This window comes from Ramlibacter montanisoli (genome assembly GCF_013087525.1).
In the GTDB taxonomy this organism is placed as follows: Bacteria; Pseudomonadota; Gammaproteobacteria; order Burkholderiales; family Burkholderiaceae_C; genus Ramlibacter; species Ramlibacter montanisoli.
In genome coordinates this window covers 2,081,681-2,094,705 of the sequence record NZ_JABFCS010000001.1, presented here as the reverse complement: position 1 = coordinate 2,094,705, position 13,025 = coordinate 2,081,681, and the positions used below count along the sequence as shown (strand labels likewise).

At 68.8% G+C, this 13,025-nt stretch carries 8 protein-coding genes and 4 pseudogenes; all 12 read right to left on the bottom strand.

Annotated elements, in window-relative coordinates; genetic code table 11:
* Positions 1 to 6 precede the first annotated feature (6 nt).
* Positions 7 to 549, bottom strand: coding sequence for a hemerythrin domain-containing protein (locus tag HK415_RS10385; protein WP_253261839.1), 543 nt, complete (start codon positions 547 to 549; stop codon positions 7 to 9).
* 19 nt (positions 550 to 568) lie between these two features.
* A complete protein-coding gene (locus tag HK415_RS26310) occupies positions 569 to 754 on the bottom strand; it encodes a nitroreductase family protein (protein WP_373684644.1) in 186 nt (61 codons plus the stop codon).
* A complete protein-coding gene (locus tag HK415_RS26305) occupies positions 745 to 1,026 on the bottom strand; it encodes a nitroreductase family protein (RefSeq protein ID WP_309246822.1) in 282 nt (93 codons plus the stop codon). Before HK415_RS26305 ends, HK415_RS26310 begins: the two co-directional genes overlap by 10 nt.
* Positions 987 to 1,151: a hypothetical protein gene (locus HK415_RS26300; RefSeq protein ID WP_309246869.1), complete on the bottom strand. Its 165-nt coding sequence runs from the start codon at positions 1,149 to 1,151 to the stop codon at positions 987 to 989. Before HK415_RS26300 ends, HK415_RS26305 begins: the two co-directional genes overlap by 40 nt.
* Complete coding sequence (locus HK415_RS10375; RefSeq protein ID WP_171558728.1) at positions 1,148 to 3,556, bottom strand: adenosylcobalamin-dependent ribonucleoside-diphosphate reductase; 2,409 nt, start codon at positions 3,554 to 3,556, stop codon at positions 1,148 to 1,150. Before HK415_RS10375 ends, HK415_RS26300 begins: the two co-directional genes overlap by 4 nt.
* A pseudogene (locus HK415_RS10370) lies at positions 3,553 to 4,754 on the bottom strand (NAD(P)H-dependent flavin oxidoreductase). The gene HK415_RS10375 and the pseudogene HK415_RS10370 overlap by 4 nt, the downstream one beginning before the upstream one ends.
* Position 4,755: 1 nt before the next feature.
* A pseudogene (locus HK415_RS10365) lies at positions 4,756 to 5,444 on the bottom strand (carbonic anhydrase).
* A complete protein-coding gene (locus tag HK415_RS10360; RefSeq protein ID WP_171558723.1) occupies positions 5,441 to 6,247 on the bottom strand; it encodes a peptidylprolyl isomerase in 807 nt (268 codons plus the stop codon). The pseudogene HK415_RS10365 and the gene HK415_RS10360 overlap by 4 nt, the downstream one beginning before the upstream one ends.
* Positions 6,244 to 7,012, bottom strand: a pseudogene (narI, locus tag HK415_RS10355) (respiratory nitrate reductase subunit gamma). The gene HK415_RS10360 and the pseudogene narI overlap by 4 nt, the downstream one beginning before the upstream one ends.
* On the bottom strand, positions 7,009 to 7,695 hold the full coding sequence (narJ, locus tag HK415_RS10350; RefSeq protein ID WP_171558721.1) for a nitrate reductase molybdenum cofactor assembly chaperone: 687 nt from the start codon (positions 7,693 to 7,695) through the stop codon (positions 7,009 to 7,011). Before narJ ends, narI begins: the two are co-directional and overlap by 4 nt.
* Positions 7,696 to 7,697: 2 nt before the next feature.
* On the bottom strand, positions 7,698 to 9,233 hold the full coding sequence (narH, locus tag HK415_RS10345) for a nitrate reductase subunit beta (protein ID WP_171558719.1): 1,536 nt from the start codon (positions 9,231 to 9,233) through the stop codon (positions 7,698 to 7,700).
* Positions 9,230 to 13,011 (bottom strand): annotated as a pseudogene (locus HK415_RS10340) (nitrate reductase subunit alpha). Before HK415_RS10340 ends, narH begins: the two are co-directional and overlap by 4 nt.
* Between the last annotated feature and the right edge of the window lie 14 nt (positions 13,012 to 13,025).

The window sequence follows — 13,025 nt, the reverse complement described above, 5'->3', positions numbered from 1 at the left end:
GCTATTTCACCCCCGTCGCCGCATCATCTCCTCCCCCATCGCGGCCGTCGCGGCCTCGTCGAACAGCGCACGCGCGGCCGGGTAGGCCATCCCTTCCTCCGCCTCGATGTGCGCGCCGTATAACCCCGTGAACGCATCCAGCACCGCTTCGTCCTCGGCGGACAGCGCATTGATCCGTCCCTCCGCCACCAGCGCCAGCACCTGGCGCGCGGCGCCCCAGCGCGACTCCATCTGCAGGTGGTCCTGCTGCAGGCGCGCGACCACGGCGACGGTCTCCGGGTCGCCCTGGGCCAGCAGCGGCGGGAACACGTGCAGTTCCTCGTCCTGGTGGTGTTGCGGCGCCGCCTGGTCGAAGTAGCGCATCACGTCGCGTGCCGCCTGCTGCGCCTGCGTGTCGGCGCCGTGCGCGCGCAGGTGCTCGCGCAGGCGGGCGAGCAGCGCCAGCATGCGGTGCACGCGTTCGTGGCAGGCTTCCAGCATCTCGAAGGGCTGCTCGAAGCCCGCCGCCGGCGCGGCCACCAGCGACTGCAGTCGGATCGGCTGGATCATCGGCGGACCTTGAGTTCGCTCACGTAGCGCTCGACGCCGGGCCGCGTGCGCGCGCGCGCGCGCCGGCGATGGTGCCGATGCTGATGAAGCACAGCGCCTGTTCCTCGGGCGCCAGCGCGAACAGCGCGCGCAGGGCCGGCGAGCCCAGGGCCTTGCCGCTGGTGAGCGCGGAGCCGAAGCCCAGGGCCGTGGCCATCAGCAGGATGTTCTGGATCGCGCAGCCGGCCGACAGCAGCCGCTCGGTGGGGGGATGTCGCCGGCGGGCTCGCCCATGGTCGCCACCGCCAGCAGCAGCAGCGGCGAGCGGAAGGCCTTGTCGCGTGCCTGGGTGAGCTGTTCCTCGGTGGCCTGCGCGTCACGCTCGCGCAGCGAGGCGGCGAACGCGTCGGCCAGCGAGGAGCGCGCGTCGTCCGGGATGATCACGAAGCGCCACGGGATCAGTTCGCCGTGGTCAGGGGCCGCCGCCGCGGCGCCCAGGATGCGCTGCAGCTGCGTGGCGTCGGGCCCGGGGCCGCCAGCCGCTTGGGCAGCACGGTGCGCCGGCCGTGGATCAGCGCGTCGGCCCATTCGCCGGCGAGCGCCGCATCCACGGGCTGGGTCACCCACAGGCTCCCACGTGGCCGCACTGCGTGCAGAAGTCGCAGCCGTCCTTGCGGATCATCGCGTGCGCCCCGCACTCCGGGCACTTGGCACCGGCCATGGCGGGCGGCGCGGAAGTGGCGGGCGTGGGCGGCGTCGCGAGTTCGGCCACCGGCTCGCCGTTGCGGCGCGAGATGATGTTCTGCACCGCGTAGGCGATGGCGGCGACTTCGGAGTCGTGCCACAGCGGCACCGTGCCGCCGTCCGGCTTGGCATAGGTGCCCAGGCGCACGGGACCGCGGTCCCACGCCACCTTGCGCATGTCGGCCAGCGCGCGGTCCAGGAAGCCGCCGCGCGCGGCCAGCGACAGCAGTCGCATGCTGGAGGTGATCCACTGCTGCGACTCGCCGCTCTGGCCCACCGGCATGAAGAACTCCACCGCGCGTTCGCGGTTGTCTTCCGTCGGCATGAACGACACGACGATGTAGAGCGTCTGCCGGCCCTGCTGCGTCCAGTACTCGACCTTCTCGGCCACCGCGGGCAGCTGGCCCTTGGGGCGCTTCTCGATCACCGAGCGCATCGGGTCGGTCTTGCGGCGTTCCTTCTCGGGCGGCCGCTCGCTCGTCTCGGGCGTCGTGGACAGCACCGAGCCGAGGATGTCGTTCGGCCGGTAGGTGGCCATGCCCTTGAGGCCGGCGCGCCAGGCTTCCAGGTACAGGCCCTGGAAGTCGCCGTACGGGTAGTCCGCCGGCACGTTCACGGTCTTGGAGATCGCCGTGTCGATGAAGGGCTGCACCGCTTCCATCATCGCCAGGTGGCCCGCGGCCGGCATCTCCAGCGCGGAGACGAAATAGGGCGGCAGCTTGGTCGTGTCGCCGCCCAGCGAGCGGTACAGGCGCCAGGCGTGGTCTTCCACGTCGTACTCGCTGGTGCTGCCGTCGGACTCGCGCTTCTTGCGGCGGTAGGTCCAGGAGAAGGGCGGCTCGATGCCGTTGGAGGCGTTGTCGGCGAAGGCGAGGCTCACCGTGCCGGTCGGTGCGATCGACAGCAGGTGGCTGTTGCGGATGCCGTGCTTGCGGATGTCCTGCTTGAGCGCGTCGTCCAGGCGGCTGGCGAAGGTGCCGGCCTCCAGGTACTTGTCCGCGTCGAACAGCGGGAAGGCGCCCTTTTCCTTCGCCAGTTCCACCGAGGCCGCATAGGCGGCGTCGCGCATGCAGCGGGCGATGCGCGCGGCCAGGTCGCGGCCGTCGGGTGCGTCGTAGCGCACGCGCATCATGGCCAGCGCGTTGCCCAGGCCGGTGAAGCCCACGCCGATGCGGCGCTTGGCCGCAGCTTCCTTCTTCTGCTGGTCCAGCGGCCAGAAGGTGAGGTCCAGCACGTTGTCCAGCGCGCGCACCTGCGTCGCCACCGAACGCGCGAACGCCGCGAAGTCGAACTGCGGCACGCCGCCGAAGCCGAAGGCGTGGCGCACGAACTTCGTCAGGATGATGGGGCCGAGGTCGCAGCAGCCGTAGGGCGGCAAGGGCTGCTCACCACAGGGGTTGGTCGCCGTGATCCCTTCCGCATAGCGCAGGTTGTTCTCGCGGTTGATCGTGTCCACGAACAGGATGCCCGGCTCGGCGAAATCGTAGGCCGAGCGCATCACCGTGTCCCACAGCTGCTGCGCCGGCACGGTCTTGTAGACCCACAGGCCGTCGCCGCGCAGGTGCGCGCCCTGGGCGACCAGCGAGCCGCCCGGCTTGGCCTTGTGCACCAGGGCCCAGTCGCCGCCGGCCTGCAGGGTGCGGATGAATTCGTCGGTGACCGCCACCGACACGTTGAAGTTGTTCCAGCGGCCCGGCGTGCGCTTGGCCGTGATGAACTCCAGCACGTCGGGATGGTCGATGCGCAGCACGCCCATCTGCGCGCCGCGGCGCGCGCCGGCGCTTTCCACCGTGGAGCAGGAGTGGTCGAACACGTCCATGTAGCTGCACGGGCCGGAAGCCTGCGAAGCCGTGGCGCGCACCTCGGCGCCGCGCGGGCGGATGCGCGAGAAGTCGTAGCCGACGCCGCCGCCGCGCCGCATGGTCTCGGCGGCTTCGCGCAGCGCTTCGTAGATGCCCGGGAAGCCTTCGTCGTCGCGGCCCTGGATGGCGTCGCCCACGGGCTGCACGAAGCAGTTGATCAGGGTGGCCTGCAGGTCGGTGCCCGCGGCGCTCATGATGCGGCCGGCGCCGATCGCGCCCGCCAGCATGTTGTCGAAGAACTTCTGTTCCCACTCTGCGCGGGCGGGCTCCGCTTCCACCGAGGCGAGCGCGCGCGCCACGCGGCGCAGCAGGTCGGCTTCGGTGCTTTCTCCGGTCTTGAGGTATTTCTCCCGCAGGACGTCCTGGCTGATGGGCTGGGCGGGAAGTTCGGGCAGTTCGGTCGGCGACGGATCGCGCTTCATGCGGGTTGCACCTCGGCAGTCTGGATGGCGTTCTTGGTCAGGGCGGCGGGCATCACGTTGCCCATCAGGCAGGCCAGCAGGTCACGCACCGGGCGGATCTGGTTGCCGAAGGGCAGGCGGCCTGCACCCCGGAAGAATAGCCCTTTGCGGACGTCCCCGTCGAACGCATGGCCGAGCACCTTGTCGATGCAGAACTGGCCCCAGCTGGCATGGCCGTCGCGCAGGCCGCAGTTGGCCAGGCAGTCGAACCACATGGTGCAGTGGGTCTTGACGTGGGCAGCCTTCTGCATGCGGTCCTGCAGGCGCAGGTACTTGTCCAGCCAGGGCGTGCGCACCGCGCGCGCCGGCAGGCCGGCGACGCTGGTGAACTCCACCAGGTCCTCGGGCTTGGCACCGGCCAGCACTTCCTTGAAGGCATCGCTGGCGTCGCTTTCCACGGTGACGGCGAAGGCGGTACCCAGTTGCACGGCGGCGGCACCCAGTGCCTGCAGGTGGCGCACGTCCTCGTGCGTGGAGATGCCGCCGGCGGCGATCAGCGGAATGCTGATGCCGGACTTGCGGAAGAACTCCAGCACTTCGGGCAGCACGACGTCGAAGTCGAAGCGGCGGTCGTTCAGGTCGCTGATCTTGGCGGCGCCCAGGTGGCCGCCGGCCAGGCGCGGATGCTCGATCACGATCGCGTCGGGGATGCGCCCCTTCTTCTCCCACTTGCGCACCAGCAGCTGCACGCCGCGCGCGTCGGAGAGGATCGGGATCAGCGCCACGTGCGGGAAGTCCTTGGCCAGCTCGGGCAGGTCCAGCGGCAGGCCGGCACCGACGGCCAGCGCGTCGGCGCCGCTCTCCAGCGCCTGCCGCACGTAGGTCTCGTACTGGTCCAGCGCCTTCATCACGTTGACGGCGATCAGGCCGCGGCCGCCGGAGATCTCGCGGGCGCGCTTGATCTCGCGGTCCAGCGCTTCGCGGTTGGCGGCGTCGATGACCGCCTTGGCCTCAGGGCCTTCGAGGTGCTCGGTCTTTTCCCACAGGTCGGGATGCAGCCGGCGCAGGTCCACCGAGGAGATCGTGCCCACGCCGTTGAAGGACGCGACGGTGCCCGCCAGGCGGCCGGCCGAGATGCCCACGCCCATGCCCCCTGGACGACCGGCAACAGCGCACGCCCCCGGAATTGCCACAAATTCAGGCCGGCGGCGGTGGCCATGTCAGTCACAGAGGATTTGTCCATCGTGTTCCACGTATTCCCGGTAAGGACCGGTTCCGGGTGTGGAGGCTACCGAAGCGGGCACGAAGGCCAGTTGCGCCGCATCAAACACATGGATTTCTCCATCCTCAATGACGTAATGCCAGCCGTAGAGCGACAGTTTCCTGGCTTCGACCTGTCGTTTTACCATCGGATACTCCATCAGCCGCTCCAGCTGCAGCACGACGGCACGCTGTTCCGTGCGCCGAAGGGCCTCGGGGCAGGCGCGGACCGGGAGCAGGGCCTCGGAGGCCAGTTTCAGCCACTCCTTGAGGTTGATGGCCTCGTCCGGCACGCCTTCATAGGCCGCGCGGATGGCGCCGCAGTGACTGTGGCCGCAGACCACGATGCGCTCCACTTCCAGCGTGAGCACCGCGAACTCGATCGCCGCGGTGGTGCCGTGCAGGCCGTGCGAGCCGTCGTAAGGCGGCACACGAAGGCGCCCACGTTGCGGACGATGAACAGTTCGCCCGGTCCCGCGCCCGTGAGCAGGTAAGGGACCAGGCGCGAGTCGGAGCAGCCGATGAACAGCGTCTTGGGGTGCTGCCCCTGCGCCACCAGGTCCTGGAAGCGCTGCTGGTGGCGCGGGAAATAGTCGGAGTGGAAGCGCCGCAGGCGGCTCAGAAGTTCGTCGCTTCCCTTGTCGGTCATTGCACCAGTGGCGTCTCGGCCGCTTCCAGCTCCACGCCCTCCACCACCGCCTTGCCCGCGAGCACCCGGATGTACTGGTGCAGCGCCGTCGCCCGCGAGCGCTGCGCCAGTTCCATGGCGATGCGCTCGCGCACCTGCGCGTAAGGCAGGACCTCGCCCGACTCTCGCGCGCTCACGTCGACGATGTGGAAGCCGAAGCGGCTGTGCACCAGTTGCGGCCGCAGCCCCCTGGCGTCGCTCTCGTCGAAGATCGCCTTCGCGAATTCGGGCACGCAGTCCTGGGGCCGCAGCCAGCCGAGATCGCCGCCCTGCGCACCGCTGGGGCAATTGGACAGTTCCCGCGCCAGCTCGCCGAAGCGCGTCGCCGGCGCATCGCGGTGCGCCAGTTCCAGCAGCGCCTGCTCCGCGCGCCGCGCCAGGGCGGACACGTCGACGCCACCGGTCACCGCGAACAGGATGTGCCTGACCTGGGACTGGCGGCCCTGCACGTAACGCTGCCGGTGGGCCGCGTAGTAGCGTTCGCACTCCTCGTCGCCCGGCTGGCGCAGCGGCACCTGCTCCTCCAGCATGGCCTGGATCACGGCCTCGTCGCCCTGGCTGATGCCGGGCGAGGTGAGCTCGCGGTGAAGCGGCAGCCGGCCCTGGCGCACCGCTTCCTGCCGCAGCAGCTCGCCCCAGGCGCGCTCGCGCAGCTCCTCCGCCGTCAGCTGTTCGCCAGCTTCGTGCAGGGCGATGCCGTTGATGGCGGCGACGGTCTGCGACTTGCCGCCGCAGGTACAGGCGCCGGTTCCGCCGCAGCTCATGCCGGCCTCCGGGCTTCGAAGTCGGGCACCGGCTGCGGCATCGCGGAAGGCGCTGCCACCTGCGCCGCCGCCTGCGCAACGATGCGGCGCTTGGTGCGCACGACCTGGTAGGGCCGCACGACATAGGCCAGCGTGCCGAAGCCGCTCCACACGTGCACGAGGCGGGTGAAGGGGAACACCAGGAACAGCGTCATGCCCAGGAACATGTGGGCCTTGAACACCCAGCCCGCTTCGGCCAGCAGTTCCACCGCGCCAGTGCGGAAGGTCAGGATGTGCTGCGCCCAGCCGGCCAGCTTGAGCATCATGTAGCCGTCCAGGTGCTGCGCCGACAGCGGGATGGTCGCCAGTCCCAGCACCAGCTGCACCCACAGCAGCACCAGCAGCACGATGTCGGCGGTGCGCGAGGTGGCGCGGATGCGCGCGTCGAACAGCCGGCGGTGCAGCAGCAGGCTCACGCCGATGAAGGCCAGGAAGCCGGCGATGCCGCCGGTGACCATGGCCAGCAGCTGCTTGGTGCCGGCGCCCAGGAAGGGCTCGTACAGGAAGTGCGGCGTCAGCATGCCGATGCCGTGGCCGACGAACAGGAACAGCACGCCGACGTGGAACAGGTTGCTGCCCCAGCGCAGCGTGCCGTGGCGCAGCAGCTGAGGAGTCGCTCTTCCACGTGTACTGCTCGCGGTCGAAGCGCACCAGGCTCCCGAGCAGGAAGACCGTGAGCGCGAGGTAGGGGTAGTAGCCGAACAGGAAGCGGTCGAAGTAAGTCACGAACGTGCTCCTTGGGTGGCGGCGGGCCGCCGGACGATCTGGATGGGTTGCGGCTGGCCGGGCGCGGCCTGGCCCTGCGTGCTGCAGCCGCCGAAGGCCTCGGGCTCGGCCCAGCTCGCGTCGAGCGCCTCGTCGGGCGTGACGGGCACGGCCTCGACCTTCTGGCCGGCCAGTTCGAGCACCGCGGCGACCAGCGAGGCGTAGCCGCTCTCGCGCTGGCGCAAGGCGCTGAACAGCGCCTGCAGGATGTGCGCCATCTCGCCCAGGAACTCCTTGGCCTGCGCGGGCGGCTGGGTGGAAGCGAATTCCAGCACCACGCACAGGTGGTCGGGCAGCTCCTTGCCGTCGAAGAACAGGCCGGCGGCCTCGTAGTGCTTGACCAGGTCGATCATCGCCGGGCCGCGGTCGCGCGAATCGCCGTGCACGTGCTCGAACAGGTGCAGCGAGGTGCTGCGCCCGCGGTCGAACAGTTCGACGTAGCGCGATTCGACGGCGATGGGGTCGGCCACCGCCATCTCGGAGGCCAGGGAACGGATCTCCGAGCAGCGCTCCGTGGACAGGGCGCGCTCCTCGTCGATCGCCGTCGCCAGGGCCGGCAGCAGGTCGCGCACCTTCTGGTCCGGGTAGGACAGCAGCAGCGCCAGCGCGCGCAGCGTGTGGCTGATCTTCGTGTTCTTGTTCATGCTCACACCTTCTCCACCGCGATCGGGATCGTCCGCTTCTTCTTGCCGTCGAACAGGCTGGCCTCGCTGGCCCCGTCGGAGCAGCCGTTGCCGAAGCTGAACCCGCAGCCGCCCTTCACGTCGAAGGCGTTCTCCGCGTACTCGCGGTGCGTGGACGGGATCACGAAGCGGTCCTCGTAGTTGGCGATGGCCATGATCCGGTACATGTCCTCGACCTGGGCCACGGTCAGTCCCGCCTGCAGCAGCACCTCGGTGTTCTCCACGTGGTCCACGTGCTTGCCGCGCTGCCAGGCGCGCATGGCCAGCATGCGTTCCAGGGCGCGGATCACCGGGCCGGTCTGGCCGGCGGTCAGCAGGTTGGCCAGGTACTGCACCGGGATGCGCATCTCGGACACGTCCGGCAACTGGCCGTTGACGCCCACGAAGCCCGCGTTGGCGGCGGAGGTGATGGGCGACAGCGGCGGCACGTACCAGACCATGGGCAGCGTGCGGTACTCGGGGTGCAGCGGCAGCGCGACCTTCCAGTCCATCGCCATCTTCCACACCGGCGAGTTCTTCGCGCCCTCGATCCAGGCTTCCGGGATGCCGTCCTTGCGCGCCTGCGCGATCACGGCCGGGTCGTTCGGGTCGAGGAAGACGCCCAGCTGCGCCTCGTACAGGTCCTGCTCGTTCTCCACGCTGGCGGCGGCGTCGATCCTGTCCGCGTCATAGAGCACCACGCCCAGGTAGCGGATGCGGCCCACGCAGGTTTCGGAGCACACCGTCGGCTGGCCCGCCTCGATGCGCGGGTAGCAGAAGATGCACTTCTCGGCCTTGCCGGTCTGCCAGTTGTAGTAGATCTTCTTGTAGGGGCAGCCCGAGACGCACATGCGCCAGCCGCGGCACTTGTCCTGGTCGATCAGGACGATGCCGTCCTCCTCGCGCTTGTAGATCGAGCCCGAGGGGCAGGAGGCCACGCACGCCGGGTTGAGGCAGTGCTCGCACAGGCGCGGCAGGTACATCATGAAGGTGTTCTCGAACTGGCCCACCATCTCCTTCTGCACGCGGTCGAAGGTGGCCAGGTTCTGGTCCTTGCTGCGCTTGGCGAACTCGCCGCCCAGGATCTCCTCCCAGTTCGGGCCCCACTCGATCTTCTCCATGCGCTGGCCGGTGATCAGGCTACGCGGGCGCGCCGTGGGCGCGGCCTTCATCTCGGGCGCCGTCTGCAGGTGCTCGTAGTCGAAGGTGAAGGGCTCGTAGTAGTCGTCGATCTGCGGCAGGTTGGGGTTGGCGAAGATGCGCATCAGCAGCTTCCACTTGCCGCCCTGGCGCGGCTCGATCGAGCCGTCGTCGTTGCGGATCCAGCCGCCCTGCCACTTGCCCTGGTTCTCCCACTCCTTGGGGTAGCCGATGCCGGGCTTGGTCTCGACGTTGTTGAACCACGCGTACTCCATGCCGGGACGCGAGGTCCACACGTTCTTGCAGGTCACCGAACAGGTGTGGCAGCCGATGCACTTGTCCAGGTTCAGCACCATGCCGATCTGTGCGCGGACTTTCATGCCTGTGCTCCTTCAGCGGCGGACTCGGTTTCGCTGTCCATCCAGTCCACCTTGTTCATCTTGCGCACCACCACGAACTCGTCGCGGTTGGTCCCTATGGTCCCGTAGTAGTTGAAGCCGTAGCTGAACTGCGCGTAGCCGCCGATCATGTGCGTGGGCTTGACCACGATGCGGGTCACCGAGTTGTGGATGCCGCCGCGCGCGCCGGTGATCTCCGAGCCGGGCGTGTTCACGATCTTTTCCTGCGCGTGGTACATCAGCACCATGCCGGGGTTGACGCGCTGGCTGACCACCGCGCGCGCCGTGATCGCGCCGTTGACGTTGAACAGCTCGACCCAGTCGTTGTCGACGATGCCCGCGCTCTTCGCGTCGTCCTCCGACAGCCAGATCACCGGGCCGCCGCGGTTGAGCGTCAGCATGATCAGGTTGTCGCTGTACGTGGAGTGGATGCCCCACTTCTGGTGCGGCGTGATGAAGTTCAGCTGGATCTCGCGGTTGCCGTTCGGCTTGATGCCCGCGATCGCGCCCGTGGTCTTCAGGTCCACCGGCGGCCGGTAGCTGGAGAACTGCTCGCCGAAGGCGTTCATCCAGGGGTGGTCCAGGAAGAACTGCTGCCGCCCCGTGAGCGTGCGCCATGGGATCAGCTCGTGCACGTTGGTGTAGCCGGCGTTGTACGAGACCTTCTCGCTCTCCAGGCCGCTCCAGGTGGGCGAGCTGATGATCTTGCGCGGCTGCGCCTGCACGTCGCGGAAGCGGATCTTCTCGTCCTCGCGGTGCAGCGCCAGGTGCGCGTGCTCGCGGCCGGTGGCCTTGGACAGCGCCTCCCAGGCCTTGACCGCGACGTGGCCGTTGGTCTCGGGCGCCAGCTGCAGGATCACCTCGCAGGCGTCGATGTCGGTCACGATCCTGGGCATGCCCTGGCTGACGCCGGGCTCGCGCACCTTGCCATTGAGCTCGGCCAGCTGCTGCACCTCGTCCTGGGTGTTCCAGCTGATGCCCTTGCCGCCGTTGCCCACCTTGTCCATCAAGGGGCCCAGGGCCGTGAAGCGCTGGTACACGTTCGGGTAGTCGCGCTCGACCACCGCGATGTTGGGCGCCGTCTTGCCGGGGATCAGCTCGCACTCGCCGCGCTTCCAGTCCTGCACGCCGAAGGGCTGCGCCAGTTCGGCGGGCGTGTCGTGCATCAGCGGCGACAGCACCACTTCCTTCTCCACGCCCAGCTGGCCGGGCGCGAGCTCGCTGAACTTCTTCGCGAAGCCCTTGTAGATCTCCCAGTCGCTGCGCGCTTCCCAGGCCGGGTCCACCGCCGTCGACAGCGGGTGGATGAAGGGGTGCATGTCGCTGGTGTTGAGGTCGTTCTTCTCGTACCAGGTGGCCGTGGGCAGCACGATGTCCGAGTACAGGCAGGTGGTGGACAGGCGGAAGTCCAGCGTCACCACCAGGTCGAGCTTGCCTTCAGGCGCCTTGTCGTGCCAGACCACCTCGGTTGGCTTGGCCTCGTCAGCCCCGAGGTCCTTGCCCTGCACGCCGTGCGAGGTGCCCAGCAGGTGCTTGAGGAAGTACTCGTGGCCCTTGCCCGAGGAGCCCAGGATGTTGGAGCGCCAGACGAACAGGTTGCGCGGCCAGTTGGCGGGATGGTCCGGGTCCTCGCAGGACATCCTGAGCGAGCCGTCCTTGAGCGACTTGACGACGTAGTCCTGACGTCGCCGCCCTTGGCGTCTTTCACCACCTGCAGCGGGTTGGTCTGCAATTGCGGCGCCGACGGCAGCCAGCCCATGCGCTCGGCGCGCACGTTGTAGTCGATCAGGCTGCCCTTGTACTTGGCCGGGTCGGCCAGCGGCGACAGCACCTCCTCCACGCCCAGCTTCTCGTAGCGCCACTGGTCGGTGTGCGCGTAGAAGAAGGAGGTGGAGTTCATCTGCCGCGGCGGCCGGATCCAGTCGAGCGCGAAGGCCAGCGCGGTCCAGCCGGTCTGCGGCCGCAGCTTCTCCTGGCCCACGTAGTGCGCCCAGCCGCCGCCGCTCTGGCCGATGCAGCCGCACATCATCAGCATGTTGATGACGCCGCGGTAGTTCATGTCGCTGTGGTACCAGTGGTTCATGGCGGCGCCGATGATCACCATCGAGCGGCCGTGCGTCTTGTGCGCGTTCTCGGCGAACTGGCGGGCTACCGTGATCACCTGCTGGCGCGGCACGCCGGTGATCTTTTCCTGCCACGCGGGCGTGTAGGGCGTGTCCTCGTCGTAGTTCTTCGCCGCGTACTCCATCGGCAGGCCGCGCGGCACCCCGTACTGCGCTGCCTGGAGGTCGAACACGGTGGCGACGGTGGCGTGGCGCTCCTCGCCGGCCTTGCCCAGCCTGATGCGCTGCACCGGCACCGTGCGCACCAGCACGTCACCGTGCGCGCTGTGCGGGAAGTGCTCGTGCGCGATGCCGCCGAAGTAGGGGAAGGCGACCTTGGCGGTGGAAGCTTCCTTGTTCTCGCCTTCCAGCACCGAGAGCTTGAGTTTCACGTCGGCGTTGCCGCGCGCTTCCCTGGCTTCCAAGTTCCACTGGCCCGCGTCCGGGCGGCCATCCGGGCCCCAGCGGAAGCCGATCGCGCCCTTGGGCACCACGACCTTGCCCTCGGCGTCGAAGGCGAGCGTCTTCCACTCGGGGTTGTTGGACTGGCCCAGCTTGCCGTTGAAGTCCGAGGCGCGCACGTAGCGGTCAGGGACCAGCGCGGTCTGGCCGTTGGGCAGCACCTGCTCCTTGAGCATGACCAGCATCGGCAGGTCGGTGTAGCGGCGCGCGTAGTCGTCGAAGTACTCCGAACGCTGGTCGAAGTAGAACTCCTTGAGGATCACGTGGCCCATCGCCATGGCGAGCGCCGCGTCGGTGCCCTGCTTGGGGTGCATCCAGAGGTCGGCCAGCTTGGCGACCTCGGAGTAGTCGGGCGTGATCGCCACCGTCTTGGTGCCCTTGTAGCGGACCTCGGTGAAGAAGTGCGCGTCGGGCGTGCGGGTCTGCGGGACGTTGGAGCCCCAGGCGATGATGTAGTTGCTGTTGTACCAGTCGGCCGATTCCGGCACGTCGGTCTGCTCGCCCCAGATCTGCGGCGAAGAGGGCGGCAGGTCGCAGTACCAGTCGTAGAAGGACATGCAGACGCCGCCGATCAGCGACAGGTAGCGTGAGCCGGCGGCGTAGCTGACCATCGACATCGCCGGGATCGGCGAGAAGCCGATCACGCGGTCGGGGCCGTGCTTCTGGATGGTGTGGATGTTGGAGGCGGCGACGATCTCGTTGACCTCGTCCCAGCTGGAACGCGCGAAGCCGCCGAGCCCGCGCACTTCCTGCCAGCTCTTGCGGCGCTGTTCGTCACCGACCAGGCTGGCCCAGGCGGCCACCGGCGGCAGCGTGCGGCGGGCTTCCCGCCACAGCTTGAGCAGGCGCCCCCGCACCAGCGGGTACTTCACGCGGTTGGCGGAGTAGAGGTACCAGCTGTAGCTGGCGCCGCGGGCGCAGCCGCGCGGCTCGTGGTTGGGCATGTCCCAGCGGGTGCGCGGGTAGTCGGTCTGCTGCGTCTCCCAGGTGACGATGCCGCCCTTGACGTAGATCTTCCACGAGCAGGAGCCCGTGCAGTTCACGCCATGGGTGCTGCGCACGATCTTGTCGTGCGCCCAGCGGTCGCGGTAGGCCTGCTCCCAGCTGCGGTCTTCGTTCGTCACCTGGCCGTGGCCGTCGGCGAAGGACTCGCGCGGCTGCTGGAACCAGGTGAGGCGGTCGAGGAAATGGCTCATTGTTCGTTCCTTCC